At 57.9% G+C, this 25725-nt stretch carries 25 protein-coding genes; 18 read left to right on the top strand and 7 right to left on the bottom strand.

What is annotated here, in order from left to right; all coding sequences use genetic code 11:
• Positions 1 to 2 precede the first annotated feature (2 nt).
• From ACSQ3J_RS22320 to ACSQ3J_RS22285, 8 genes are all read left to right on the top strand, one after another.
• Positions 3 to 317, top strand: coding sequence for a MocE family 2Fe-2S type ferredoxin (locus ACSQ3J_RS22320; RefSeq protein WP_060502449.1), 315 nt, complete (start codon positions 3 to 5; stop codon positions 315 to 317).
• 11 nt (positions 318 to 328) lie between these two features.
• The gene (locus ACSQ3J_RS22315; protein ID WP_060502399.1) at positions 329 to 1555 is read left to right on the top strand and encodes an NAD(P)/FAD-dependent oxidoreductase; all 1227 of its coding nucleotides are present in this window, start codon (positions 329 to 331) and stop codon (positions 1553 to 1555) included.
• A 70-nt stretch (positions 1556 to 1625) separates the two neighbouring features.
• Positions 1626 to 2417, top strand: coding sequence for a 3-methyl-2-oxobutanoate hydroxymethyltransferase (locus ACSQ3J_RS22310; protein ID WP_060502400.1), 792 nt, complete (start codon positions 1626 to 1628; stop codon positions 2415 to 2417).
• Between the two features lie 134 nt (positions 2418 to 2551).
• Positions 2552 to 3436, top strand: a complete 885-nt coding sequence (gene purU, locus ACSQ3J_RS22305) for a formyltetrahydrofolate deformylase (protein ID WP_060641751.1) — start codon at positions 2552 to 2554, stop codon at positions 3434 to 3436.
• A 462-nt stretch (positions 3437 to 3898) separates the two neighbouring features.
• Positions 3899 to 4081, top strand: coding sequence for a hypothetical protein (locus ACSQ3J_RS22300; RefSeq protein WP_156393915.1), 183 nt, complete (start codon positions 3899 to 3901; stop codon positions 4079 to 4081).
• A 37-nt stretch (positions 4082 to 4118) separates the two neighbouring features.
• Entirely contained in the window at positions 4119 to 4640 is a 522-nt protein-coding gene (locus ACSQ3J_RS22295) for a Dps family protein (RefSeq protein WP_060502402.1), read from the top strand.
• A 673-nt stretch (positions 4641 to 5313) separates the two neighbouring features.
• Positions 5314 to 5904: a DUF4360 domain-containing protein gene (locus tag ACSQ3J_RS22290; RefSeq protein WP_060502403.1), complete on the top strand. Its 591-nt coding sequence runs from the start codon at positions 5314 to 5316 to the stop codon at positions 5902 to 5904.
• Positions 5905 to 5967: 63 nt separating this feature from the next.
• Complete coding sequence (locus ACSQ3J_RS22285; RefSeq protein ID WP_082562850.1) at positions 5968 to 7371, top strand: DUF4360 domain-containing protein; 1404 nt, start codon at positions 5968 to 5970, stop codon at positions 7369 to 7371.
• A gap of 157 nt (positions 7372 to 7528) precedes the next feature.
• Here ACSQ3J_RS22285 and ACSQ3J_RS22280 read toward each other — a convergent pair whose 3' ends face one another.
• Positions 7529 to 9079 (bottom strand): phytoene desaturase family protein, encoded by a 1551-nt coding sequence (locus tag ACSQ3J_RS22280; protein ID WP_060502405.1) that lies wholly within the window; start codon positions 9077 to 9079, stop codon positions 7529 to 7531.
• A gap of 197 nt (positions 9080 to 9276) precedes the next feature.
• Here ACSQ3J_RS22280 and ACSQ3J_RS22275 point away from each other — a divergent pair, with 197 nt between their 5' ends.
• The 8 genes from ACSQ3J_RS22275 to ACSQ3J_RS22240 all read left to right on the top strand — a co-directional run bounded on the left by ACSQ3J_RS22275 (position 9277) and on the right by ACSQ3J_RS22240 (position 17642).
• Positions 9277 to 10218, top strand: a complete 942-nt coding sequence (locus ACSQ3J_RS22275; RefSeq protein ID WP_060502406.1) for a VOC family protein — start codon at positions 9277 to 9279, stop codon at positions 10216 to 10218.
• A gap of 66 nt (positions 10219 to 10284) precedes the next feature.
• Positions 10285 to 10701 carry a cupin domain-containing protein gene (locus ACSQ3J_RS22270; RefSeq protein WP_060502407.1) on the top strand — a complete coding sequence of 139 codons (417 nt, stop codon included), beginning with the start codon at positions 10285 to 10287 and terminating at the stop codon, positions 10699 to 10701.
• 37 nt (positions 10702 to 10738) lie between these two features.
• Positions 10739 to 11155, top strand: a complete 417-nt coding sequence (locus ACSQ3J_RS22265) for a RidA family protein (protein ID WP_060502408.1) — start codon at positions 10739 to 10741, stop codon at positions 11153 to 11155.
• Entirely contained in the window at positions 11142 to 11861 is a 720-nt protein-coding gene (locus ACSQ3J_RS22260; RefSeq protein WP_060502409.1) for a ribonuclease activity regulator RraA, read from the top strand. The genes ACSQ3J_RS22265 and ACSQ3J_RS22260 overlap by 14 nt, the downstream gene beginning before the upstream one ends.
• Before the next feature lie 197 nt (positions 11862 to 12058).
• Entirely contained in the window at positions 12059 to 13000 is a 942-nt protein-coding gene (locus ACSQ3J_RS22255) for a helix-turn-helix transcriptional regulator (protein ID WP_436040321.1), read from the top strand.
• A 760-nt stretch (positions 13001 to 13760) separates the two neighbouring features.
• Positions 13761 to 15278: a sugar ABC transporter ATP-binding protein gene (locus tag ACSQ3J_RS22250; RefSeq protein ID WP_436040319.1), complete on the top strand. Its 1518-nt coding sequence runs from the start codon at positions 13761 to 13763 to the stop codon at positions 15276 to 15278.
• Entirely contained in the window at positions 15275 to 16288 is a 1014-nt protein-coding gene (locus ACSQ3J_RS22245; RefSeq protein WP_436040317.1) for an ABC transporter permease, read from the top strand. Before ACSQ3J_RS22250 ends, ACSQ3J_RS22245 begins: the two co-directional genes overlap by 4 nt.
• Before the next feature lie 343 nt (positions 16289 to 16631).
• Positions 16632 to 17642, top strand: a complete 1011-nt coding sequence (locus tag ACSQ3J_RS22240; RefSeq protein ID WP_436040315.1) for a sugar ABC transporter substrate-binding protein — start codon at positions 16632 to 16634, stop codon at positions 17640 to 17642.
• 173 nt (positions 17643 to 17815) lie between these two features.
• Here the strand turns inward: ACSQ3J_RS22240 and ACSQ3J_RS22235 are convergent, their stop codons facing one another.
• Entirely contained in the window at positions 17816 to 18451 is a 636-nt protein-coding gene (locus ACSQ3J_RS22235) for a hydrolase (RefSeq protein WP_060502414.1), read from the bottom strand.
• Between the two features lie 115 nt (positions 18452 to 18566).
• Between ACSQ3J_RS22235 and ACSQ3J_RS22230 the strand changes: the two genes are divergently transcribed.
• Positions 18567 to 19460, top strand: a complete 894-nt coding sequence (locus ACSQ3J_RS22230) for a LysR substrate-binding domain-containing protein (RefSeq protein ID WP_436040313.1) — start codon at positions 18567 to 18569, stop codon at positions 19458 to 19460.
• Positions 19461 to 19614: 154 nt separating this feature from the next.
• Here ACSQ3J_RS22230 and ACSQ3J_RS22225 read toward each other — a convergent pair whose 3' ends face one another.
• The 3 genes from ACSQ3J_RS22225 to ACSQ3J_RS22215 all read right to left on the bottom strand — a co-directional run bounded on the left by ACSQ3J_RS22225 (position 19615) and on the right by ACSQ3J_RS22215 (position 23284).
• Complete coding sequence (locus ACSQ3J_RS22225; protein WP_436040311.1) at positions 19615 to 20457, bottom strand: fumarylacetoacetate hydrolase family protein; 843 nt, start codon at positions 20455 to 20457, stop codon at positions 19615 to 19617.
• Positions 20458 to 20529: 72 nt separating this feature from the next.
• A complete protein-coding gene (locus ACSQ3J_RS22220; RefSeq protein ID WP_436040309.1) occupies positions 20530 to 21693 on the bottom strand; it encodes an NAD(P)/FAD-dependent oxidoreductase in 1164 nt (387 codons plus the stop codon).
• A gap of 4 nt (positions 21694 to 21697) precedes the next feature.
• Entirely contained in the window at positions 21698 to 23284 is a 1587-nt protein-coding gene (locus tag ACSQ3J_RS22215; protein WP_200954922.1) for an aldehyde dehydrogenase family protein, read from the bottom strand.
• Positions 23285 to 23430: 146 nt separating this feature from the next.
• Here ACSQ3J_RS22215 and ACSQ3J_RS22210 point away from each other — a divergent pair, with 146 nt between their 5' ends.
• A complete protein-coding gene (locus tag ACSQ3J_RS22210; protein WP_156393916.1) occupies positions 23431 to 23757 on the top strand; it encodes a hypothetical protein in 327 nt (108 codons plus the stop codon).
• Between the two features lie 25 nt (positions 23758 to 23782).
• Here the strand turns inward: ACSQ3J_RS22210 and ACSQ3J_RS22205 are convergent, their stop codons facing one another.
• Positions 23783 to 24409, bottom strand: coding sequence for a GntR family transcriptional regulator (locus tag ACSQ3J_RS22205; RefSeq protein WP_060511948.1), 627 nt, complete (start codon positions 24407 to 24409; stop codon positions 23783 to 23785).
• A 192-nt stretch (positions 24410 to 24601) separates the two neighbouring features.
• Complete coding sequence (locus tag ACSQ3J_RS22200; protein ID WP_060502420.1) at positions 24602 to 25690, bottom strand: GlxA family transcriptional regulator; 1089 nt, start codon at positions 25688 to 25690, stop codon at positions 24602 to 24604.
• Positions 25691 to 25725: the final 35 nt, after the last annotated feature.

Raw genomic sequence — 25725 nt, 5'->3', positions numbered from 1 at the left:
CGATGAGCAATTGGGTGGAAGTCTGCGCAACCGACGAGATTGATGAAGAGGACGTCATCCGCTTCGATCATGACGGCAAAACGTTTGCGGTGTACCGCAGCCCGGACGACCGGTTCTTTGCGACCGACGGGCTCTGCACGCATGAAAAGGTCCATCTCGCCGATGGGCTGGTGATGGACGACATCATCGAATGTCCAAAGCACAATGGCCGCTTCAGCTACATGACCGGCGAAGCCAAGGGTGCCCCTGTCTGCGTCGATCTCAAGACCTACCCGGTCAAGGTCGAGGATGGCAGCGTCTTCGTTTCCTTGGGCTAAGGGATAGGGTCATGACGCAGATTGTCATCATCGGCGCGGGGGAATGCGGCGCAAGGGCTGCCTTTGCCCTGCGGGAAAAGGGTTTTGCCGGGAAGATCATGCTTATCGGCGCAGAAGACCATCTTCCTTACGAGCGCCCGCCTCTCTCGAAGGATGCCTTGCTGCAAGGCCACGCCCCGAAACTGGTGTCGGAGGCCGAGCGTTATGAGGCTGCCGGCATCACTGTTTTGACTGGTATCAGCGCCGAAAGCATCGATCCGGCGGCGAAGGTGGTGCGGCTGTCTGACGGCCGCAGCCAGCCTTACGATCAGTTGCTTCTGACGACCGGCGCGCGGCCGCGGCCATTTCCCGGCCTGTCCGGTGCCTGTCAGCGCATCCGGACGCTGCGAACCCATGGCGATGCCGTCGCGATCCGCGCCGCGCTTCAGCCCGGCAGGCATCTCGCGATCATCGGCGGTGGATTCATCGGGCTGGAATTGGCTGCGGCCGCGCGCAAACTGGGCGCCCGCGTGACGCTGGTCGAAGGTCTGCCCCGTATCCTCAGCCGCGGCGTCCCTGAAGAGCTGGCCGCCGTGGTTGCGGAACGGCATAAGGCGGAGGGTGTAGAGATTCACTGCGGCGCAAAAATCCGGAGCTTGCAGGAAAGCCGGGAGGGCGTAAGCGTTCTTTTCGAGGATGGCGGCGCGCTTGATGCCGACCTGATTGTCGTCGGGATCGGGGCCATACCGAATGTTGAACTTGCCCGCGATGCCGGGCTTGCAATCGACAACGGTATCGCCGTCGATACCCATTTGAGAACATCCGCACCGGACATCTTTGCTGCCGGTGATTGTTGTTCTTTCCCGCTGGCGCATTACGCAGGACGCCGGCTGCGGCTGGAGGCCTGGCGCAACGCGCAGGAACAGGGCCAGCTTGCTGCCGCCAATCTCCTGGGTGCAGACGAAGCTATCACCGCAGTCCCGTGGTTCTGGTCGGATCAATACGACCTGACATTGCAGATCGCTGGCATTGCAGATGGGGCGGCGCAGACTGTCCGGCGCGAGGTCGCCGATGGCGCCTTCATCCTCTTCCATCTCGACGCCGGTGGCCGCCTGATCGCCGCCAGCGGCATCGGTCCCGGCAACGCCGTCGCCCGCGATATCCGCTTGGCCGAGATGATGATTGCGGCCGGGATCCATCCTGATCCAGCAGCACTTGCTACGCCGGCGATCAAACTGAAGACACTGCTGACGGCTTAAGCGCAGCACATAGCAACATAAACGAGCCACGGCAGCGTCTTTATCGCGCGTGGCAATGGAGAAACATGTCATGAGACACCGCCGCCCGACTGTCGCCGATCTTCTGTCGATAAAGGGAAAGCGTCAGCTGAGCATGCTGCGCGTCGAAACACTGAAGGAAGCAGATGCCGCGGAAAGGGCTGGGGTAGACCTCGTCTCCGTGCCGCCGTCATTGCTCGGCGCGGCTTTTCGGGAGGCGGCCCCTTCCGTCTTTGCCTTTCCCGGCCTGGAATATGGTGACCTTGTAACAGCGGATGAATATATCCGCGCCGCGTTTCAGGCATTGAAAGCGGGCGGCGATGCCGTTTATTGCGCAGCAGGTCTTCAGACGGTGCGCCGCATGCGAGACGAGGGCATCCCCGTCTGCGGCCATGTCGGGCTTATCCCGTCCAAGGCCACCTGGACCGGTGGTTTTCGCGCTGTTGGCAAGACGTCGCTCGGTGCGCTGGAGATATGGCGCCAGACCAAGGCACTCGAAGAGGCAGGGGCATTTGCGGCAGAGATCGAGGTCGTTCCGGGCGAAGTCGCAGCGGCAATCAGTGAACGCACATCGATGCTGATGCTGTCAATGGGCGCAGGCACCGGTTGCGATGCGCAATATCTCTTTGCCGACGATGTGCTCGGTGCCAACAAGGGGCATGTCCCCCGTCACGCAAAGATCTATCGCAACTTTGCCGCTGAGTACGAGAGGCTGCAGCAAGAGCGGATCGCCGCCTTCTCCGAATATGTGGCCGATGTGAAATCCGGTGCCTATCCCGCCAAATCCCATTTGGTGGGCATCGATCCGGTGGAACTGGAAGCGTTCCTGCAGTCGATGGCTTAACGCCGCGGGCGCTCATCCCGGCAGACAGGGTGCCGGTACCTGCTGTTGGCCGCCCCAGTAGCATCCGCCATATCGCATCCAGAAAATCCGCAACACCGCCCGGCGTGAAACATTCAACGAAAGCAAGATTGACAATGCGACACTACGTTCTGACCGTATCGTGCAAATCCACCCGTGGCATTGTCGCGGCGATTACCGGCTATCTGGCCGACGAAGGCTGTTACATCACCGACAGTTCGCAGTTCGACGACATGGAAACCGGCCTGTTCTTCATGCGGCTGACTTTCATCAGCCAGGAAGGTGCTGCACTTGAGAAGCTGAAGGCCGGGTTCGAGGCGGTGAAGACGCGGTTTGGCATGGACGCCGATATCCGTGATTCCGAGCACCGGATGAAGGTGCTTTTGATGGTGTCGCGTTTCGGCCATTGCCTCAACGATCTGCTCTACCGCTGGAAGATCGGCGCTTTGCCGATCGACATCGTCGGTGTGGTCTCCAACCATTTCGATTACCAGAAGGTAGTCGTCAATCACGACATCCCGTTCCATCATATCCCGGTGACCAAGGCCAACAAGGCGCAGGCGGAAGCCCGGATGATGGACGTGGTCGAGCAGACCGGCACCGAGTTGATCGTGCTTGCCCGCTACATGCAGATCCTGTCGGATGCCATCTGCCAGAAGATGTCGGGGCAGATCATCAACATCCACCATTCGTTCCTGCCGTCCTTCAAGGGCGCCAACCCCTACAAGCAAGCCTATGAGCGCGGCGTGAAGCTGATTGGTGCCACCGCGCATTACGTTACCGCCGATCTCGACGAAGGCCCGATCATCGAGCAGGACATCGCCCGCATCACCCATGCGCAGTCGGCCGAGGACTATGTCTCGATCGGCCGCGATGTCGAGAGCCAGGTTCTGGCGCGCGCCGTGCACGCCCATATCCACCACCGCACCTTCATCAACGGCAATCGCACCGTGGTGTTTCCGGCAAGCCCGGGATCCTATGCCTCCGAGCGCATGGGGTGATTACAATTTCCACAAGTTGATGATCGATCCCATCCATCCTGAATCCCGTATGTGACCACATTCCAGGAACCCGAAAGTGCGTGCGTGTCAGCCTATTCCCTTTGAAAACAGCTATGCGACGGCGCTCGGGTTCTTGTGCAGCCGCAGTTTGCGCGATGATGCGCTGGCAGGCTCGGCACGCTGTCGAAATCGTGACTGAGCGAGGAGGCCGGCGAGGGCCATCAATCCTGCTTCACCGCAGCGATGCCCGCAAGCCCGCGGTTCGTATCCGGTGGCACGGCAGCCTGATCGAGTGCAGGCAAGGGTAGCTCTCTGACGCAGAGTTGAGAAAAGCTGCAGATCAGTGCCCGCTCGGCAGTCGGCGACGGAAAGCGGAAAATCCTACAAGCCCCCCTGCAAGAACAGGAGCCGCGCCTATATAAGGTTGAGACAATCCAGGCATGAATGCACCGGGACAAGGCCATGAAAACCGCCGCTAGCGAACCCGAACACCTCCGCGACTCGCTCGCCTCGCTGCCGGAACCTCTCGACCTGGAATTTCTCGTTTTGCCAGACAATGGCTGGCGCAGACAGGACGATTTTCTCAAACCGCCTTTGGAGAGATTAATTACCGCCACCGATCCGCTTTCTCAACGCCTCCGCTGAACAAGCCTCTCGAATCCGAAACAAGGAGAAACCAGCCATGACCGAGAAGACACCGCGTACGCGCCGTATGGCCCCCCTGAGAACGCCGTCAGGCCTTTCGGAAGACGCGACCCGGGATATCTCCGCCGCGATGAGAGCCTTGCTCGCCGATGTGTTCGCCCTCTATCTGAAGACGAAAAACTTCCACTGGCATATGTCGGGTCCGCATTTCCGCGACTATCACCTGCTCTTCGACGATCAGGCAGCTCAGATTCTGGCCATGACCGATCCGCTCGCAGAACGCGTCCGCAAGATCGGCGGCACGACGCTGCGCTCGATCGGCCATATCGGCAAGCTGCAGCGGATTGCAGACAATGATGCCGATTACGTCGATCCGCAGGATATGCTGGCTGAGTTGCGCGACGATAATGCCGACCTTCTGGCAAGCATGCGCGAAACGCGCGCACTTTGCGACGAACATGGCGATGTCGCCGGCACAAGCGTCTTGGAAAACTGGATAGACGAAACAGAACAGCGCGTCTGGTTCCTCTTCGAGACGAGCCGCAAGGGCAATTCCTGATCGAAACGCACAGGTAGAATCGCGATTGCAACAGGCAGGGTGGCACCAGGGTGCCGCTTTGCCTGATGCCACCGGCTACATCCTGTCCCCCAAGCTGGGCTTTGGGCACCCATACCGCCGCCTACGACCGCGTGCGTTGATGCCTGCTCAAGCTCCGCAGTTTACACGATCGCGACAGATTTTTGGGCGATACAGCCGTTTGTAGTGGCCTTCCTCAAACCTGATCTTTTGTTTGCGCTGGTGTTCCAACAATTGCGCTGAAGGCGCATGAGACCTTTCGATCCCGACCGGCTTGGCTGTCGAGCAGCTCGTGGTCACCAAGCCAATCGTTGCGGCTATGGCGAAAGCTCTGAAGATCGTCGTTGCTTTTCGCATCCCGGGGCCTTCCGCCTGCTTTTGTGCATTTCGACAAGAGTAGGCCAGAATGAATGAACCCCGGCTGAACCGTGAGGCGAACGATCGCTACCGGACGAAAACACCCGGCCACAATCTTGCCTTCCAACCGCGCCTTTTCCGTCGTGTTTGATTAAAAGTTTATTAATCCAGCCTTCCTACACATGGGCCTTTGCTGGATGACTTTCAGATGAACGAAGTGCTCATCGAAGGTTCAGATCAGCGGCTCTATTTCTCAAGCGAAGCAGCCGCTTCGCTTTTTTAACACCGAGGAAATCACATGAAGGCTATCGGTATTTTACTCGCATCCCTTTTCGTTGCCTCTACGGCTTATGCGGACGACATTTCGCTCGGTATTCCAGGCTATGGCGGCAGCGGCTGCCCTTCCGACAGCGTATCGGCGACTTTGAGCCCGGATGGCAAAGCCCTGAGCCTGCTGTTTGACAACTATGTCGTGGAAGCCGGCGGCGAGACAGGCAAATCGTTTGATCGCAAGACCTGCAATGTCGCTATTCCAGTCCACGTTCCGCAGGGACGCAGCGTCTCGGTACTGGCGATCGACTATCGCGGTTTCAATCAGTTGCCGCGCGGTGCACGCTCGCAATTCAACGTCGAATACTTCTTCGCCGGCGCCCGCGGCCCGGCCTTCACCCAGACGTTCACCGGTCCAAAGGAGAAGGACTACCTCATTACCAACAAGCTCGTGGCGAATTCACTGATCTGGTCGGCCTGCGGCGAGGATGTGAACTTGCGGACGAACTCCAGCATTCGCGTCAACACCACGAAAAATCAGGAAGCCATGGCAACGGTGGATACGCAGGACGTCAAGGCTGCCATTGTCTACCAGCTTCAGTGGCGCACCTGCCGCTAACATCGAAGCGGATCGGGGCAGCCCCAGTATGCTGCCCCTTGTTCTTTATGAGGGTTAGTTGTCATGCGTTCCCCAGTTTACCTACCCGTGAACTTGTTTGCCTTTGCAGTGCTGAGCGCCGCCACCGGACCGGCGCATGCTGCGAACGGCTGCGCTGACGGCACTTTTTCGAGCGTCCATTCGCCGGATGGCAATGCGACCAGCGTCCTGTTCGATGATTTCTCCGCAACAGCGGGCGGCGGTTCCGGAACGTCGCGCGCAACAAGCACCTGCAACTTAAGCGTTCCTGTTACCAATCCGGGCGGATACACGGTCTATCAGGTCGATTATCGTGGTTTTGTCACCACACAGGACGGGCAGGCTGCCTCTATCGTGACGCAGCAGGACGGCAAGACCGTTCTGAACCACCAGATCACCGGCCCGCTCGACGATGATGTCTCCGTCGGCAATCGGGTCGGAGTGTCCGGCTCGGATACGCTGGAACTGGCGGTTATCGTCGGTGCAACGGGATCCTTGAATGTGACGGACCCCGAGGCCGGTCTTTTTCTCGATTCCATCGATTTCGCCCGGGTGGGTTTTACGACGGCACAGTCGGTAACGAACTCGGCGGACCAACTGGCGCGCCAGAGGCAATCGATCGTCCTTGACCTGATGGACACCGCGCAAAATTTGCTTGGGCAATCGCAACGGTTTGACAGCGGCAATTACCTCAGCGCATTTGGGAGCTCCGACGCCGCCGCCGGTTTCAACGGACGCTGGAACGCCGGAAATGGCGTGAGCTTTCTCGGTGGCGCAGCGGTTGTAAACCCAAACAGGACCGGCGTTTCCATCGATACACTTGTTCTGTTGGCCGGTGCGGCGCGTTACACCACGGCGGAGGCGCAATGGCGTGCATTCGGCGAGGCCGGCGCCTGGGGCTCGCCCAAGGTATCGGCCAACCTGTCGCGCAGCTATTTGAACATGACCGACATGGTCTTTGCTGGTGGGACAGCGTCCGGGTCGCTGTTCAGTGCCTATGGACGTATCGGGGCAATCTATGCCCCCGACGATGCCAATGAAATCGCCTTTTCTGCCCGGTTCACCCGGTCCTGGCTGGATCTTGATGGTTATCGTGAAGCGGGAACCGGCGCCAATGTCTTTGCGGCAACCGTGAAGGGCGGCCGCTCCGAGGCCGACACCGTGAGCGCCGAAATCGCCTGGAGCCACGATACCGGCGGGCAACTGGACTATACCGTTGCAGGTGCCATTGGCCGGACGTTTGCGGGCAGGAACGGCGCCAAAGCCTCGGTGGATTGGGTCGGCGATGTCACCGGCACGGCCGACGACCAGGACTTCGCAACACTGGGGGGCCGGGTCGGCTGGAAGATCGACGAAATCTGGAAGGTCGAGACATCCGTGTCTGCGACATTCCGCGAGCAGGACAAGCCCGACTGGAATATCGGCGGGCAGTTGAAGGCCTCGTTCTAACAATCAACTAAGAACAGCGTCCAACCGGAAGCTGTTCACCAACACCGGTTGGACAGAATACGCGGGTGGGCGGCCGATCCCGGTCGTGCCGCCACCCGTTCAAAACGCGATCCATGCCATGGCGGCCGGATCAGATCGCTGACGTCAAAGTTTCCAGCTACACTCCCAGATCCTTGAGCAGGACATTGGCAGTAATCGTTCCCATCGCCGAAATCCCGTTGCCGGGGTGACAATGCGGGCCTGTCATATAGAGACCCCTGATCGGGGACTTGTACTGGGAATAGCCTGGGAAGGGGCGGAAAGCCCCCCATTGCGCGAGCGTTCGCTCGCCGCCGGTCGGGCTGCCATTCACAAACGAGCGATTGTAGCGGAAGAGATCCTCGGGCGTATGGACGACAGAGTTGATGATATTGCCGCTGTCGAGGTTGGTGACATGTTTGCGGACCTCGTTCAGCATCGTCTCGCCAAAGGCCTCCTTCACATCATCCCATTTCTTTCCCGATCGCAGCTTTGACGGCACGACCGTGTCGAGCGACAGGGTATGTTTGCCGGCCGGTGCCCGGCTCGGGTCGCGAATGGTCCAGTTGACATAGACCAGGTTCGGCTCACTCGGCAGTTCCCCCAGTTCGATTTCGGCAAACTGATGCCTGATCTTGTCGACGCTGCCGAAGAAGCGATGAAAGGCGATGCCATCCAGGCTCTCTTCACGGAATTGCGGCCGTTCGTTGAGTGCCAGGTGAATGCGCGCAATGCCGTGGTCTGAATAGCTGAAATGCCTGACCGCGGTTCTGAAGTTCTCGGTCAGATGCTCTTCGTCGATCAGGCGCAGGAATGTCTGGGTTGGATCAAGGGCCGTGACGACGCCATGCTTGGCGATATAATCGTTGCCATCAGCCGTGCGCACGCCTTTGCATCTGCCGTCCGAGATGATGAACTTTGCAATGTCTGCGCCGGTGACGATCATGCCGCCGCGGGATTCAATCAGCCGGCACATCGACAGAGGCAGTTGCTGGCTTCCACCTTCCGGAATGGCTTGCCCGTAATGATGAACCGATGGCACCATGACGTAGAATCCAGCCCCCATTCCTTCCTGATCCGGGCGAGTGTGAGGCGCAAGCGACCATCCGAGGATCAGCGCGCGGATCGCATCATTCTCGAACTTCTCTTCGACAAAAGCCCTGGCACTGAGATTGAATTCTCTCAATCGGCGAAGCCCTTCCGGGCTGCGTTCCATTGCGGCGGGCTGCAGGCTCGGGAGGTTTGGCGGTGAAAAGACTCCCCGGATGAACCCGTCCCGGATCTCGGCGAAGTCGTCGACGATCTTGCGGTAGGTGGCAGCATCCGCCCTGCTATACTGCGCGATGCTGTCGCAGGTCCTCTCAACATCCTTGTAGACCACAACGCCCGGCCCATCGGCAAACGGATGGCCGGTTATCTTGTCTTCACCCCAGAGATACTTCAGGCCGAACTTTTCCAGTTCAGGCCGCAGGTGCTGGTTGAAATCGGGGTTCATGTGGATGAAAATATGAGAAGAACTGAAGAGATCATGTTTGAACCCCGGCGCGACGATCTCCTGCGTTACGGCTCCACCTCCCACCCACTCGTTCTTTTCAAGCACAAGTACCTTGAGGCCTTTCACGGCAAGCATGCTGGCGCAGGCGAGACCGTTGTGGCTACCGCCGGCAATAATTACATCGAAATCACTCATCGCACGCTCCGTGTCCGGTTGTCTTCACCGCACAAACAGCAACGCAGAAAAACAAGTCGCTAGTCTCATTTTCGACAAGTGCCCGGATTTTCGTTGGCCTAATTTCATCGGGCTACCGGTGGAACATCAGTGCCATCATTCGTGAAATATCATGTAACTTTTTTGTGCATTTAACGCCTCGATGGCAGGAGATAAGAATGACGCGCGTCAAGCTGAAACACCTGGCTTATGTGACTTATGCGGTTGACGATCTGAACAAGCTTGAAAGTTTCCTGACAGACTTTGGCCTCCAAACCAGCCACAAGACGAATGATGTCCTCTACATGCGGGGCGCCGGTACTGATCCCTACCTCTATGTTGCAGAGAAAAGAGCGAAACCTGAATATATCTCGCTTGCATTCCAAGTTCAGACCCGGGGCGATCTTGAAGTTGCCTCGGCAATCGCCGGCGCTTCCAAGATTGAAAAATTGAACGCACCGGGCGGCGGCGAGCGTGTCCGGCTGGTCAGCCCCGGCAAGCAGGTCATTGACCTTGTCCACGGCATTGCTCCCGTAGCGGCATTGCAGACCCGCCAGACATTTCCGTTGAACATTTCCGATACTCAACCGCGCAAGAACCGCCCCGTGCGCCAGCGAGCAGAGGCGACACCGGTCCTCCGCCTTGGCCATTGCGCCCTGTGGGTCGAGGATGGAGCCGCGGAAACGGCCTGGTTCCTCAAGCATCTCGAAATGGCCGCATCCGACTATATCTGCATACCGGGAGACCCTGAGCCGAAAGTGGTCGGCGCATTTCTCCGCATGGATCATGGGGCAGACTTCGTCGAGCATCACTGCATCCTGGTCAATGAATCGATCAATGCCGGCTGCCATCACGCCTCCTTCGAGGTGCTCGATATGGACGCCGTCTTCGCTGCCCACGAATTTCTGCGCACACGCGACTGGTCGCTCGACGCCGGCGTCGGACGCCACTACCTCGGCAGCCTGATCTATGACTACTGGACCGACCCCTTCGGCAACCGCATCGAGCATTATACCGATTCCGACATCATCAATGATGAGTATCAGCCGACACGTTTCGTCGGCGGAGCGGAAGAAACGACCCAGTGGGGCATGGCCCCTCCACCACAGTTCTTTGCCTGACAGCGCAACCGCTTATCACGAGCAGCGGCGCTGCCGCTGCTCCATCAAACAGCTGAGGACGCAAACATGACTCTCGAAGTTTTGCTACAAGCCGCCAAGATCGATGAAGCCAAATGGCTGGATTTCCCGGACTACGGTTTTCGCCAGTATTTTCTCTACAAGAACGAAAGCACCGGCGCATCCATTGCCCTTTTGGAATTCAATGAAGGCGGCGGGGTGCCGATCAAGCATTCTCACGCCTCCAACCAGTTCATGTATTGTCTGGAGGGGGAGTACGCCTACACGAGCAGCGATCTGACGCTACGCCCGGGCGATTTCTACATGAACCCCAAGGATCACCCGCACGGCCCGACCATAGCCCGCAAGAAGTCTGTTCTGCTCGAGGTCTATGACGGCCCGCATTACTACGAGAAGCCGGTATTTCACCGCGATGATACCATTCAGGGTTTTCTCGCAAAAGTTTCCGAAAACGGCACCGTCTGACCAACCACCCAAGATACGCGTTTAATGAGGGTACCCCATGAATTTCCGTCGCGTGACATCTCCGCTGGCACCGGAACCGGCCGCCGATCTCTGGTCCAACTGCCTGGTCGCCAACAATGTTGTCTATATTTCAGGAATGACCGCCCGCTCGCTGACCGATCCCGAAGCGGTCAGCGGTGACAACGAGTACGAACAGACGAAAGCCGTACTTTCAAAAATCAAGGGACTTATCGAAGCCGCAGGCGGGCAGATGGCCGACATCGTCAAGTTGACGATATTTGTCACGCGGATCGATCAGCGCGCCCATGTCTGGCGGGCGCGAAAGGAGTTTTTCAGCGGCAACTTCCCGGCCTGTTCACTCGTCGAAGTGAGTTCGCTCGCCAAGCCTGAAATCCTGATCGAAATAGAGGCCATCGGCCACCTGCAAGAGGTTGAGGCACATGTCGCGCCTTGACGAAGAGAGCCGCCGAAGGCTTGGGCAGGTCAGCGTCGCCACACTGGCGACCTGTCTCTTTCAATACGGGCTCCGCAACTGCGTCATGCAGGATGTACGGCCGCTCAACCCCAATGTGACACGTGTGGTCGGGGAAGCTTATACGCTCAGATTTATCCCCTCGCGGGAGGATCTGGACAGCATGGCCAACTATTCCCGCCCGGACTTTCTCCACCGCAGGGCGATAGAGGAATGTCCGGCGGGGAGCGTGCTGGTCATCGACAGCGGGCGTCGAGCCGAGGCCGGTTCTGCCGGTGACATCATGGTCACGCGGTTAAAAGCGCGCGGTGTTGCCGGTGTCGTCACCGACGGCGGATTTCGCGACACGCCCGATATCAGGCAGCTGGATTATCCCGCCTTTCACCAGGCACCCGCGGCGCGGTCAACACCGATCTGCCTCTCGCCGGTAGACGTCCAGCAACCGATCGGGTGTGGCGGGGTCGCCGTCTATCCGGGTGACATTATCGTCGGCGACGCTGACGGCATCATCGTTATACCAGCCCACCTTGCCAGCGAAGTTGCAGAAAAAGCCATTGGAATGACGCGATACGAGACGTTCGCGACTGAGCAGGTTGTCAAAGGGCGTAGTATTCTCGGCCTTTATCCTGCAACCGCCGAATCGCGCGAGGAATATATCCTCTGGGAACAGCACGGGGAAAGAGGATAGAAATGTTCGCTGCTCGTCGCCACAGCTATGCTAGAGCAGATGTGTCAGTCCCCTGCAACGCCGCCGAGCATCGGCTCCAGATCGAGATGGGCATGTACGAAGAACTCCAGGGGCCACTTGAGGCCGTTGCAACAGCCGATTTCTACCGCCAGCTGATCGATTTTGCCAAAAGCAAGGTACCGGTGGACGTCGAATGGGTGGTCCGCTATTCGCCTTTTGCGCCACCCGCTCTTCTTCACTGTGCCAAGCGCGTGGAGATCCGGACCCTTGTGGATTTGGACATGGTCAACAAGCTCTACGACGGCGGCTTCTATAAAATGGACCCGTGGTTTCGGTACTGGACCAGCTATCGGGCCCCCGGCGTAGTGACGGCAGAAAACCTTCCCAGTCATCAGGCCAAGGACGATTTCTATTCCGCCCTAAAGCCATTTCTCGGGGATATGGACGTGATCGCAATGTTTCTGCCAGCCTATGGTGGAAACAGCATCACGATGTTTCTGGAGCGCGAGGAGCGCTTCAATCATGAGGAAAGTGTCCGGTTGCAGGAGATCTATCCGATCATCCGGTCGCTTCATGAGGTCCACATCAAGGCACTGATGACACAGGCCTGGCTGGGAGCCCCGGCAGCGAAGGATTCGTTGCTGCAATTGCCTGCTGCGGTGCAGATCCTGGATATGAACCACCGAACCCTCTACGAATCCGAGCAATGGCGTGCTGCCAAGCGGCAGTTTCCCAGCTTTGCCCGAGCCGCCGAAACCGTGCGTGCAACAGGCGAGCGGCGATCGACCAAAATGGATTTTGGAACATTTCACGTCGATTGCATGGATTTTCCCGATCTTTGGGGCCGGAATCTCAAGGTCATCACATTCGAGCATAGCCAGAGTGTCGCGACCCCACTGGACATCGAAAAGGCGATCAGCGAGTTTGAGCCTGTCGTCTGGACGCCACGGGAACGGGAGATGGTACGCCTTATTCTGTGGGGCAATTCTAACGAAAAAATCTCCGAAGTTCTGGATATCGGCGTCGGCACCATTCGCAATCATCGCAAGCGGATCTACGACAAACTCTATATCTCCGCAGAGCGGGAACTGTTTGCGATGTTCCTGAACTCTCTCATCGGGGAGGCCCGAGTGGCCTGAAACACGAGGCGGGTCAGACGGCGGTACATCTCTGCAGCCCCTTGCTGTAGCCCTTCCCTGCTTCTCTTAAAATGCGCAGAACTGTTGCTCCAGGAAAATACGCCAGTAGTGAAATTTGGGACAAGCATTCTGCCATCTTCATTGCATGATGACGATCAGCTCCAACTAAAGAGAGCATGACGGATAAAAAACGAGGGTGAACCAATGATTTCCAGAACGCTGCCTTGCGTGCCGCCTGGGATTGTCACGATCGAAATTTTCGTAACTAAGCAGACCTGAAAAACTTGATGCTATCTGTTTTCCAGCTTGACGTCGCGTCGTCAAAACCGCGATCAAGGTACAATTTCGACATATCATAGATATGATCACAAATATCCGCGCCGAAATTTAGTATATTATCGTCAGTATGCGGCGTAACCGGTTTCCCATAGATGACACATCTCTGGAAATTGTGGAAATGTCGATCGATTTTCCATACCTTAACTCAGATAAAACTTACAAATATATATCTATATTTACAGAAACACACGTTGACAGGGATGCACAAAAAGATAGCTTGAAATATCAGAAGAACAAATAAGTGTCGCCGCTGCAACGCAGCAAGTGATGCGGCGGCAACGGGGAGGACTACATTGAATCAAACAGCGCGAAAATCTTCTGTCTATAAAGCCAGACTTTTCCGGTTTTCCAGGCTGCATGGCCAGTGTTCGTTGACCGTTGTGCACGCCGCAGCGAGCGACTGTACCCGGGCGAGCTGCCCATGAGCGAGGATATTATTGTCGCCGTCAAAGGTGCAGTGAAACGGTTTGGCGGGGTTACCGCTCTCAAAGGCGTGGACGTTCAAGTCAAAAGAGGGGAGGTTCACGCTCTGGTGGGCGAAAACGGAGCGGGCAAATCGACCCTTGGGAAAGTCCTTGCGGGGGTTTGCCGGCTTGATGAGGGCAACCTGCTTCTGAACGGACAGATCGTCCGTTTCAAATCACCGCGCGACGCATTGCGCGGTGGCATCGCCCTGCTGGAGCAGGAGATATCCCTCGCACCATCCCTATCGATCATGGACAATGTGTTTCTTGGCTCCGAGATCCACACGGCCGGGATCGTTCATACCAAGGAGCTTAGAAGGCGCTTCCATCTGCTGACCCAGGAGACGGGCTTCCATATGGACCCCGATCAAAAAGTCGCGGACCTGCCAATCGCAGACCAGCAGAAGGTCGAGATTCTTCGCTCTATCGCCAGACGCGCCGACGTCATCGTCATGGACGAACCGACGGCACCTCTGACGATCGATGAAGCCCGACGGCTGCGCGCGCTCGTAAAAGCCCTGCGCGATAAGGGAACGACGATCATCTACGTGTCGCATTTCCTGGATGAAGTCCTGGAATTGGCCGACAGCGTCAGCATTCTGCGCGATGGTCAGCTCATTCGCAGCGGGCCCGCAGCCCTCGAGACGGCGGAAACGCTTGTGAGCGGCATGCTTGGGCGATCCTCCGATTTGCGATACCCGCCCAAAAACACCATCGACGGCAGCAAGGTCATTCTCTCCGTGCGGGGATTGTGTACGCCGACATTACTCCAGGATATCAATCTGGATGTCCGCGCCGGCGAAATCGTCGGGTTGGCAGGGCTTGTAGGAAGCGGCCGCAGCGAGATCGCCCGCGCTATTTTTGGACGCGACAAGCGCAGTTCAGGCGAAGTCCGCATCGAAGGACAGCTGGTGGCACCTCAAACGGCTGCTGCCATCGATGCCGGCATTGCCTTTCTTCCGGAAAGCCGCAAGACGGAAGGCCTTCTCATGGGACGGTCGATCCGTGAGAACATTTCTCTCGCCTACCTTACGGACGTAACCACGGCCGGCGTCGTGGGCCGCAAGCGCGAGCGTTCAGCTGTCGATGCCCTGATGAAAAAGCTCGATATCAGAGCCGCGAATGCAGAGGCGCCGATCTCAAGTCTATCGGGGGGCAACCAACAGAAGGCGCTCTTTGCAAAATGGCTTTTTCGCGGGCCAAAGCTGCTGATCGCCGACGAGCCTACACGCGGCGTCGATGTCGGCGCCAAGCACGGAATCTACGCGCTCATTCGCGACCTCGCAGCGGAAGGCATGGCCGTCCTTCTGATTTCAAGCGAACTGGAGGAAGTCATCGGCTTGTCCGATCGTGTCCTTGCCATGCGATCAGGACAGATCGTCGCTGAATTCGAAGCGGAGACAGTAACACAGGAACAAATACTGGCGGCCGCGTTTGGCACAGCCGCGGACTCAAGGAATAGGACCGTCGCATGAACACCACCGTCGCACTCGCTTCGAAATCAGGATTGCAACAGGGAGGTACAGGGGCACCCATGAAGCCCGGTACCAGTCGTTTCAAGATGGAGGGACTGAGAGATTACGGCATCGTTTTTGCTACGCTCGTCTTGTTCATCCTGCTTGCCTTGTCGTCGGATGTTTTCCTGACACGGCTCAACCTCGGCAACGTCATCGATCAATGGGCCCCCATCGGGTTGATGGCCTGTGCCGGCACCCTGGTGATCCTCGTCGGCGGCTTCGATCTTTCTGTCGGTTCGATTTTTGCCGTCTCTGCCGTTTCCGCAGCGCTCGTTGCCAACAGCCACGGGCCAGCGACCGGCATCGCCGTGGGCATTGCCGCAGGCGGTACGCTGGGCTTGTTCAATGGCGTGTTGACAACGACATTCCGCATCAACCACTTCGTAGCGACGATCGCCAGCGCCATCGTTTTCAAGGGGTTCGCCACTGTTTTGAGCGGTGGTTTCCTGGTTGCCGTATCGGATGCGACCTTTCAACGGCTTGGTACAGACAAGCTTTTGGGCTTCAACTATTCCGTCTACATTCTCATCGCTTTTGCCCTGATCTGTGGTTTCATTCTGAACTGGATGACGATCGGACGGCACATCCGCGCCACGGGCGCCAACATCGAGGCCGCGCTGTTGTCGGGCATTTCGACAAACCGGGTGATCATCTTCACCTACGTGCTTTCAGGGTTGGCGGCAGGGCTCGCCGCGGCCTTGGTCGCAAGCCGGACGGGTGCGGCGCAGCCGAACATGAATGCCGGGATAGAATCCAGCGTCTGGGCGGCAATTCTTGTCGGCGGGACATCCCTTGTCGGTGGCCGGGGAGCCATCTGGCGAACGGTTCTCGGGGTGCTTCTGCTGGCCATGATCGGCAACGGCTTCAATCTTCTTGGCCTGGACACGCTGTACCAGCAGATTCTGACCGGCGTGATTATCCTGCTCGCGGTCGGACTGGATGCACTGGCCCGCAGGCGCTCCCGCTAAAGAGCGGGAGTACGTAACACATTTCTCGATCCCGAATGTATCCGCCGGCGACAACAACATCACCGACTCAATGTGGGCTGCTGCGTTGAGGAAACGCAGTGCGTTCACTCATATCCCGCGACGAAGATGCCGGCCGCACCACCGGAGCCGGAATTGATTTTTGCGCCACACTTTTCTTTGGCAACACGTGGTCCAAACACGGGGCCGAACAAGCAAAGTCCAGCGTGAAGACGCCGATGAATTTCGAATGCACTCGCGACCCGCAGGACATTCGGCGTTCTTGTCAAACTCAACCCAATCCCTCGAATGAAAAGTCTTCGAGGGGACAGCAAAGGAGTTCAATATGTTTGCATCCAGACGCCTTGCCCCTTCAACGATCGGCGCTCTTTCGTTCGCGCTGGCGTTATCTGCTGCCGGTACCGTTGTCGCCCAGGAAGGCAAGGACACCCGTATCGCCTATTTCCTGCAAGGCAATACAAGCTACAATCAGGCGAGTGCCGAAAAGGCAACGGAAGTTGCGACCGCCAAAGGTGCGTCAATCAATGTCCTGTCCGGCGACTTCGATCCGTCCAAGCAATTTTCACAGTGCCAGGACGCCATCACGACAGGCCGCTACAACGCTTTCGTCATCTATCCTGTCGATGGCGCCGGCATCCTGCCCTGCGTGCGACAGGCCATTTCTGCCGGCATCAAGGTGGTTGCCCTTGATAGTCCTCTCGGTCCGCAGTTCACGATCGAGCCGCAGGTCGAAGGGCTCACCGGCTCCGTCCTGTTTCCAGAGCCGGACGACGCAGAGGCATCCTTCTCGATGGTCAAGAAGGCCTGCGAGGGAAAGGACCCATGCAACACTGTCTACATTATCGGCAGCCGAGCGGCAGCCTATGATGCGGCCAAGCTGAAAGAGATCAACCGGCTTTATGCGGAAAACCCCACCATCAAGCTGGTCGCATCGGGTGCATCCGACTACAGCGCCGATGGTGGTCTCCGGGTTGCGCGGGATATTCTGGTGGCCAACCAGGACATCCACGTCATCTTTGCCAATGACGATGATACGATCATCGGTGTCGAGCAGGCCGTCAGCGATACGCCGCTGAAAGGCAAGGTGGCGTTGATCGGCTCTGGTGCCAGCTACATCGGTGTTGAACGCATCCGTGCCGGCAGATGGTTCGGCAGCAAGGTGTCCCTGCCTCAGACCGATGCGGAAATTGCCGTCAACATGGCAATTGACGCAGTCAATGGAAAGGCGATCGAAAAGTCCGCTGTTTCAGTTCCGGAAATCAGCCCCGTCGGCCCCGTTGTTACGCGGGAAAATGCCGACAAGTTTGAGGCCCAGTGGGGCGTTCAGACGAACTGATAGGACAATGACAGTAAACCCCGGATCGCCAGGCGAGCCGGGGTTTACTGTGTCAGGGCACGTTTGTGATTTTATCGGCGTAGGTGGCGATATCACGCCTGGATCAATCGAATGCCGAAACAACAGCTGATTGCCGGCCACGGGCATCAAAACCCGTGGCCGAAAGCGCTACTTTATCGTGTGCCTTCCTTGAGACCCAGAAGCTGCCACTCCCAACGCAAACCCTGGCCAAAACCGCCGCCATGCTCGGCAAAAAGCTTGGCGATATCGTCGGCGGTCGGGCGTGCCCAGTCGCGCTGCAGTTCGGAAACATAGGCGACTGTGGTCAGGGGCTGCGCGCCGGCCTGAACCATGCGCTGAACGCCGCGTTCATGACCTTCCGTGCTACCGCCGCCGGAAGCGTCGGTGACGATGTAGACTTCATAGCCGTCAGCCAATGCATCGATCACCGGCATGCTCAGGCAAACCTCGGTCCAGAGGCCCGCCATAACCAGCTTCTTCTTGCCGGTCTTCTTGACCCAGTCGAGCACACGCTGATCGTCCCAGGAGTTGAGCCCGGTGCGGTCAATCGGCTTTTGATCCGGGAAGACTGCCTGGACCTCCTGAAACAGTTCCTGCCGCTCGGCAAACGCGGTGGTCAGCAGCGTCGGAACGTTGAAGATCTTCGCAGCCTTCGCCAGGAAGGTCGTATTGTTGACGATCGCTTCATTGGTGTGCGAGCGCACAGCAAGCAACTGAAGATACTGATGATCGATCAGCAGAAGCGCGTGATCGTCGGGGGTAAGCAGCGAACTTTTAGCCATTCTCATGTCTCCTTTTGTGAAACGAGATGATTGTCTCGATGCATTGAAGAGATACCACTGAGACGATATTGCCGAAAGACGGGTGTTTCGGTACTATTCGTTCCACAGATGGAACAATGCCATGTATGATCTCAACGACCTTTTCTATTACGCCCGTGTTGTCGAGCACCGTGGCTTCGCCGCTGCCGGCCGTGCCCTCGGAGTTCCTAAGTCGACGCTCAGCCGACGGATCACGTTGTTGGAGGAGCGTCTTGGTAGCCGGCTGCTGCAACGGACGACGCGCCAATTCGCGATGACCGAAATCGGCGCAGTCTACTATCGGCACTGCGTCGCAGTGATCTCCGAGGCCGAAGCAGCTCAAGAGGCCGTTGAGAACAATCGCACCGAACCGCGCGGCCTCATCAGGGTCACATGTCCCGTTTCATTGATGATCAGCCTAGTGTCACCAATCGTCTCGCGCTTCCTAATGGAGTTTCCGCTCGTTCGCATTCAACTGTCAGCGACCAATCGTCGGGTCGACGTGATCGAAGAGGGGGTGGATGTGGCGCTTCGTGTGCGGTTTCCACCGCTCGAAAATGAAGGGCTGGTGATGAGACGGCTTGCCGACAGCCAACAGATCCTGGTGGCAAGCCCGGCCCTTCTTTCCCGCTTCGGCAGACTCTCGACACCCGATGAGCTTTCCCCTCTACCCGGGATGGATCTGGTGCGAAGTTCGTCGAAGCATGTCTGGGAACTGCAAGATTCAACCGAAGCGCAACAGAGTATCCTCTTCGAGCCGCGCTATGTGGCTGACGATATGTACGCGCTCCGCCAGGCCGCCATTGATGGCGTTGGGGTTGTACAGCTTGCGGATTATCTCGTCGCCGACCAGATCGCGTCCGGCGAGCTCGAGCCGATCTTGCCTGACTGGCATCTGAAGAGCGGTATCGTGCATGCCGTTTTTCCGTCTCGGCGCGGTCTGTCGCCGGCCGTCAGAAGCTTCGTCGACTATCTTGCTGCGGCGCTCAAGACGTGATCGCGACTAAATTATAAGGCAACCACGGCATTCCGCGCGCATCGGGTTGAGAAGGCAAAGACCTCCCTGTACCGAACAAATGTCAACCATCCAGACATGCCGTCAGCACACAGGCTGCGGCATCGATACCGGCACGACCTCCACACTTGCGGTGCTATTCCGCGACAACCGGATTTCGCAACGTGCCGATCGAGCTGATTTCGACTTCGACAACGTCGCCGTGCTTCATCCAGAGCGGTGGGTTGCGGAACGCGCCGACGCCGCCCGTAGTCCCGGTGACGATGACATCGCCTGCGACCAGTGTCGTGAAACTGGACAGGTATTCGATCAGGGCTGGAATATCAAAAACCAAATCTGAAAGCGGTGCCCGCTGCATCTCCTCGCCGTTAAGGCGCGTAACCAGCTCAAGGGTGGAGGGATCGGCGATTTCGTCTGCGGTGAGCAGGGACGGACCAAAACCACCGGTATTGTCGAAGTTCTTGCCCGGGGTGAATTGTGGCGTGTGCTTTTGCCAGTCGCGGATGCTGCCATCATTATAGCAGGAATAGCCTGCAACATGGGAGAGCGCGTCAGCCGCGGCAATGTTGCGGCCCGGCTTGCCGATAATAACAGCCAGCTCCCCCTCGAAATCAAGCTGATCAGAGACCGCCGGCTTGATGATCGGCTTACCGTGTGCCGTCTGGCTTCTCGGATTGCGGGTAAAGACCACCGGAAAGTCCGGTTTGGGGCGGCCTGTCTCGACCAAATGTGAAAGGTAGTTGACGCCGATGCAGAAGATCTTCTCCGGATCAGGGATAACCGGCAGAAGATCGACGGCCGCAAGACTGAAATCCGGGACGGCCGCCAGAAGTCTCCGGGCGTCATCAAGCCCATTTTCAAGCAGATCGCGCACCGTCGGATACTTGTCCTTCAAACGGGCATGGAGGTCGATGACGGTATCGCCGACAACAACGCCGTAGGCGGCGGCACCGTTCTTCTTGAAACTGATGATTTTCACGATATTTCCCTTTTGCGCGGATGTCCTGAAAGTCACCGCTGGCGATCTTCGGATTGTGTACGATCAGTCTTGTTATGCAACCGCACTTGCGGTAGGGCGCTCTTCGGCTTTCCCCGATATGCGGAAACGCGCGGGGCTCAGCATGTCAGCCATATGAGCCACCCGATCAAAGGCATGGGGGATATCCTGGCCTGTAATCAATGCGCAGGCGAGATGCGCGAGCGCCGGCGCTGAGCCCACACCGAATCCACCCTGTCCGGCAAGCCAGAAGAAGCCGCTTGCCGCCGGATCGTACCCGACAACGGGATTTCTGTCCTCGGCAAAGGTACGGAAACCGGCCCAGCGGTGCGTGACCTGGCGAACCTGCATCGATGTGTTGTTCATCAGCCGGTCAACTGCGACGGCAACGTCATATTCGTCGGCCTGGACATCGCAAGGCGTGTCTTCTGTTTCGTCCATCGGCGACACGAGCAACATCCCGGCATCGGGCTTGAAATAGAAGCCGCCCGACAAATGGATGAGCATCGGCAGGCCTGCCATGTCCAGCCCCGGGGAGGGAGGTACGAGGATTGCGGTACGCCGCAGCGGCTTCAACCCCAAGGGTTCCAGAGCAGCCATCTGCGCCACGTCATCAGCCCAGGCCCCCGCGGCATTGACGATTGCCGGCGCCGTAAAGGTATCACCGTTTTGGGTGCGCACCGTCCAAAGCCCGTCATTGAAGGATATCGACGTGGCTCGTGCATTGCCAATCAGTTCGCCACCACGCTGCTTGAGAAGCCGCGCATATCCGCCGAGGATCGCACCGGCATCAAGTTCCCCACCCGTGCGATCGACAAAGGCTCCTGCCACTTCATCACGATTGAGAATGCTGACCCGCGCCAGCGCATCGTCGATGCCGATTGGCGATACATCGGCCGCAATACCGGCCTGCATAGCCTTGAGCCGGTCCAGCGATGCAGCATTGGCAACGACGATCTGTTCGCGTGGGTGGATGAGCGCATGTTCAGTAAAGCCGTCGGGTGGACCACGAAAGAAAATCTCCGAAATCCGCCCAAGCGACTGGGATAGGCTGTTACCGTATGTGGTTGTGAAAAAGGCTGCCGAGCGGCCTGTCGCATGATATCCCGGCTGGGTTTCGGCTTCCAGAACAACCGTTTTTGCATATGCCGCGATCTCTGCGCCGGCGGAAACGCCCGCGATGCCTCCGCCGATCAATATGACGTCGTAATAGTTCATGGGATCACACCTCGACCAGACGGCGCCACGGGGTTTCCTTGCCCCAGTTGATGCAAACGCTTTGGCGGCGCATGTATCCCTTCCAGGCGTCAGAGCCTGCCGTGCGGCCGCCACCTGTTTCCTTTTCACCGCCGAAAGCCGCGCCGACATCGGCACCGGTTGTCCCCATATTGACTTTTGCGATGCCGCAATCACTGCCCTCCGCCGAGAGGAACGCTTCGATATTGGACAGATTGGTGCTGTGGATGCCCGAGGCGAGCCCCTGTGCGACGCCGTTGTGCAGTTCAAGAGCTTCACCAAAGTCGTCATATTCGATGACGAACAGGATGGGTGCGAAGGTTTCCTCCTGGACGCATTGCCATTCGTTGCGCGCGCCGGTGATGATGGTTGGCTCGACGAAATAACCCGGTCGATCCATTCGGCGGCCGCCGAAGGCGACGGTCGCACCGAGTGACTTGGCGGAAGCCACAGTCTGCTCGAACGCGATAACGGCCCCCTTATCGACCAGCGGGCCAACCAACGTGCTGCCGTCTACCGGGTCTCCGACCTTCACATTCCGGTACGCACCGGCCAGGAGCCGGACCAGCTTTTCAGATACGCTTTTTTGGACGATGACGCGGCGTGTGCTTGTGCAACGCTGGCCGGTTGTCCCAACGGCACCGAAAGTGATGGCGGCTGCGGCCAGCTCCAGGTCGGCCGTCTCATCGACGATGCAGCCGTTGTTGCCCGAACACTCCAGCAGGTAGCGGCGTCCCAGCGTTGCCCCGACGGTATTGGCGACCTTGTGGCCAACACCGGTCGAACCGGTAAAGGAAACCAGCGCCACGTTCCTGTCGGTCAAGAGGCGTTCTGCAACCGTATTATCTTCCGACACGAACATCTGGAAGACCCCGGCATATCCCATCTCCTCCATGGCTTTCACGGCGAGGCGCTGCAGCGCGATCGCCGTCAGCGGGACCTTGGGACTGGGCTTCCAGATAACGGTGTTGCCGCCGATCGCAGACAGAAAACCATTCTGCGCCCATACCGCGGCTGGAAAGTTGTAGGCTGTGATGATGCCGACGACACCGAGCGGCAGCCATTGGTCATACATCCGGTGATGGGCGCGCTGCGACTGCTGCGTAAAACCATAAAGCATGCGCGACTGACCGGCGGCGAGGGTGGCCATATCGATGACCTCCTTGATCTCGGCCTTGCCTTCCATCAGCGATTTGCCGGTATCGAGCGACACCAGCGCGCCAAGCGCATCATGATGCTCTGCAACGAGCATACCAATACGATGAACAAGATCGCCCCTGACGGGTGCGGGGACCATGCGCCATTTCTTGTGTGCTGCGACGGCAGCCTTGATGATGCGGTCATAGTCTTCGCCAGAAGCATTGCCGACCCTGGCAAGTTCTTCCTCGGTCGATGGGTTTATGGCCGCGAAGGCGTTGCCGGGTTCTGCAACGCTCCAACCACCTTCGCTGCCATAGGCGCCTGAATTCAACGCTTGAAGACCCAGCTCGGCGAATACTTTTTGTTTGTCGAAGATCATGTCTCTCAACCCATCCTTGCTACCGGTACGGAACCGCGATTGATCGCGCTGCAAGGCCATCCCTCCTTGCAGGCCTTCGGCGCATGGCCGTTGGCGTTGTTGTCCCGATTTGGATAGGCGAGCGGCTAAGGTAGCGCTTGTCCCATTCGAGACTATTTCGGCCGGGGCAGGGCACTTACGATCGGGTAAATTCGCTGTTCTTGAACAGCAGCAGCGACCTAAAATCAGGTGGAAAGTTTATGCGTGTGACGAGCAAGCTAGCCGATGTGGATTTCAATTTCGGCAAGATCGAACGGTCGGGAACCATGCTGGTCATCCACAGCGACGAAAAGCAAGCGATGAGAACCATGGTCTATATGGCACCGGATGATTTCCTGGCGTTCCTGAAGACCATGGCAACGAGCAAAGGAGCACTGCTGTTCCTGCTCTTTTTTCCCTATTTCTGGCTGAAGCATCGCCGCGATGTTGCGAAGGGAGGGACAGCCGCTGCGCACGCCGTCCCGTCCCCCAATGATGATCCATGGTAGCCGGCTCATCGCATGTGTGCAGTGGTCAGGAACCGCCGGAGGATATCAGGCGCCCATGCAGGGATGTGATATGTTCGCGCATCGCGGTCATTGCGCCATCCGCGTCCCGGCGCTTGATGGCGGCAATGATCGCGTCATGCTCGCCCTCTGTCTGCGAGAAATCGCTGGGCGCCCAGCGCGGCTGAAACCAGAGACGCGTCAGCCTTTCATGGACGGGGCGCAGGAAATCGGCAATCATCGGATTACCCGCTCCCAACGCAATGATCGAATGAAAACGCCGGTCCAGTAGCAACAAATCCGGCTTTGATTGCCGGTGCACGGCAGCAATCGTTTCGGCCTGGATCGTGTCCAACTCCTTGAGCTGTGCGTTGCTCAACCGCGTTGCCGCTTTCGAGGCGCAATAGGGCTCCAGAACACCACGTACTTCCAGAGCCAGCAGAATTTCATCAAGCGATTCCAGCCGGATCAACACGCCTTTGCGCGGGATGACCTCGAGCAGATCTTCCTGCATCAGCCGCTGCAGTGCTTGGTGGACAGGAGTCCTGCCCATTTCAAGCTCCTCGCAGATCGCATTTTCCTGCAGGAATCGCCCCGGCTCATACTGGGCCGTCAGAATGCGCACCTTGATTTTCTGGTAAGCTTGCTCCGTCAATGAGCTTTTTCTAATTGCGGGCTGGGCCGGAATGGCCCCCAGCTTTGCAAGCATGTCAGGCGATAGCTCAGACACCGTCTTTGAGGAAGCGCGTTGACGCTTTCCTTGGTGCTGCGAAGAACTCATCCTTGGTGTCCTCGTTTCAGATAGCCGTCGTTTTTCGATCTGGTTACGGTAAATTTCAACCGCGTTTTACGCCAGCTCGACCGCCGCAGCCTGCTCGTTTCTTTCAGTAGATCGTATTTCAGAAGGAAGACAGGAAAATAAGTTCCTGAATGAGCGCGAAAAGTGCGATGCGGTTACAAAGCCGGATGCAACCGCGATATCGATGACTGGGATGCACGTTTGCTCAAGCAGGCTCTTGCCCCATTCGAGGCGCAGCTGAATGTAATACTGGGCCGGGGTGGTTTTGAGATGCTTCATGAACAGGCGCTCGAGTTGCCTGCGCGATATCAGCGACATCTTGGCAATCTCGTTCAGCGTTTTACGCTCCGCGATATTGTTCTCCATCACGGTGATCGCTTGCACCAGCGGATGGCGGGGTGCCGCGTGCACAAGAGGCTTGGGAAGTTTCTGCCTGGCGGTTGCCGGGGCTATGACATTGCCCAGGAAGTATTCCGCAAGCCGGTTTGATTTCGTCGCGCCGAGCCGGGCCTGAATTATATCCAGGGAAAAATCGAAGGACGCCATTTCACCCGCGCAAGTGTAGATGTTCTCATCGCTGTGAAGCCGCTGGCCATTGACCGTTATGTCCCGGAAGCGCTCCGAAAAGCTCGGCATCTTGCTCCAATGGATTGTGCATTCCTTTTCCTCAAGCAGGTCGGCATCTGCAATCATCCAGGCTCCCGTCCCCACGCCGACGAGAGTGGCCCCCCTTCGCGCCATTCCTCTGAGAAAGGAGCGGGTTTTCGAGCTGACATGACGATCGACATCGTTTCCAGAACAAACGACCACCAAATGTTCCTGTAGAGCGCTCGCATCCGGACGGAATGATGTAAGATCGTCACTGAGCTCGACCTCGATCCCGCAAGATGCCACCGCCGACCGACGAAGCACCCCGACCAATCTCCAACGGAAATGATCTGCAGCGTCAGCCCTGTTGGCCTGGTTGAAGGGTTCGATGATGGCCGCAAGACTAAGCATCGAGAAACCATCGACGACAAGCACGGTGACCGTTGTCACCCGCGTCACCGGCTCCAGATCAGCGCGGTTCTGCCGCTCAAAGCGGCCATCGTACCGAAAAGCCTCATGCTCGTTTTCACCACGGGTGCCCAGAAGCATCACGTACCCTACAACTTGTTTTGAGAATGGCAGGC

Origin of the sequence: Rhizobium sp. LjRoot98 (assembly GCF_964252935.1) — a bacterium.
In the GTDB taxonomy this organism is placed as follows: domain Bacteria; phylum Pseudomonadota; class Alphaproteobacteria; order Rhizobiales; family Rhizobiaceae; genus Pararhizobium.
The sequence above is the reverse complement of the archived record's forward strand: the minus strand, read 5'-3'. Positions and strand labels throughout refer to the sequence as shown.

Bases quoted from the DNA above. Each gene is read 5' to 3' on its own strand.
- ACSQ3J_RS22245 (WP_436040317.1), top strand. From the start codon at position 15,275: ATGAACACCACCGTCGCACTCGCTTCGAAATCAGGATTGCAACAGGGA.
- ACSQ3J_RS22220 (WP_436040309.1), bottom strand. From the start codon at position 21,693: ATGAACTATTACGACGTCATATTGATCGGCGGAGGCATCGCGGGCGTT.
- ACSQ3J_RS22295 (WP_060502402.1), top strand. From the start codon at position 4,119: ATGACCGAGAAGACACCGCGTACGCGCCGTATGGCCCCCCTGAGAACG.
- ACSQ3J_RS22300 (WP_156393915.1), top strand. From the start codon at position 3,899: ATGAAAACCGCCGCTAGCGAACCCGAACACCTCCGCGACTCGCTCGCC.
- ACSQ3J_RS22285 (WP_082562850.1), top strand. From the start codon at position 5,968: ATGCGTTCCCCAGTTTACCTACCCGTGAACTTGTTTGCCTTTGCAGTG.
- ACSQ3J_RS22265 (WP_060502408.1), top strand. From the start codon at position 10,739: ATGAATTTCCGTCGCGTGACATCTCCGCTGGCACCGGAACCGGCCGCC.
- ACSQ3J_RS22315 (WP_060502399.1), top strand. From the start codon at position 329: ATGACGCAGATTGTCATCATCGGCGCGGGGGAATGCGGCGCAAGGGCT.
- ACSQ3J_RS22200 (WP_060502420.1), bottom strand. From the start codon at position 25,690: ATGCTTCTGGGCACCCGTGGTGAAAACGAGCATGAGGCTTTTCGGTAC.
- ACSQ3J_RS22310 (WP_060502400.1), top strand. From the start codon at position 1,626: ATGAGACACCGCCGCCCGACTGTCGCCGATCTTCTGTCGATAAAGGGA.
- purU (WP_060641751.1), top strand. From the start codon at position 2,552: ATGCGACACTACGTTCTGACCGTATCGTGCAAATCCACCCGTGGCATT.
- ACSQ3J_RS22275 (WP_060502406.1), top strand. From the start codon at position 9,277: ATGACGCGCGTCAAGCTGAAACACCTGGCTTATGTGACTTATGCGGTT.
- ACSQ3J_RS22290 (WP_060502403.1), top strand. From the start codon at position 5,314: ATGAAGGCTATCGGTATTTTACTCGCATCCCTTTTCGTTGCCTCTACG.
- ACSQ3J_RS22270 (WP_060502407.1), top strand. From the start codon at position 10,285: ATGACTCTCGAAGTTTTGCTACAAGCCGCCAAGATCGATGAAGCCAAA.
- ACSQ3J_RS22250 (WP_436040319.1), top strand. From the start codon at position 13,761: ATGAGCGAGGATATTATTGTCGCCGTCAAAGGTGCAGTGAAACGGTTT.
- ACSQ3J_RS22260 (WP_060502409.1), top strand. From the start codon at position 11,142: ATGTCGCGCCTTGACGAAGAGAGCCGCCGAAGGCTTGGGCAGGTCAGC.
- ACSQ3J_RS22240 (WP_436040315.1), top strand. From the start codon at position 16,632: ATGTTTGCATCCAGACGCCTTGCCCCTTCAACGATCGGCGCTCTTTCG.
- ACSQ3J_RS22320 (WP_060502449.1), top strand. From the start codon at position 3: ATGAGCAATTGGGTGGAAGTCTGCGCAACCGACGAGATTGATGAAGAG.
- ACSQ3J_RS22230 (WP_436040313.1), top strand. From the start codon at position 18,567: ATGTATGATCTCAACGACCTTTTCTATTACGCCCGTGTTGTCGAGCAC.
- ACSQ3J_RS22280 (WP_060502405.1), bottom strand. From the start codon at position 9,079: ATGAGTGATTTCGATGTAATTATTGCCGGCGGTAGCCACAACGGTCTC.
- ACSQ3J_RS22235 (WP_060502414.1), bottom strand. From the start codon at position 18,451: ATGAGAATGGCTAAAAGTTCGCTGCTTACCCCCGACGATCACGCGCTT.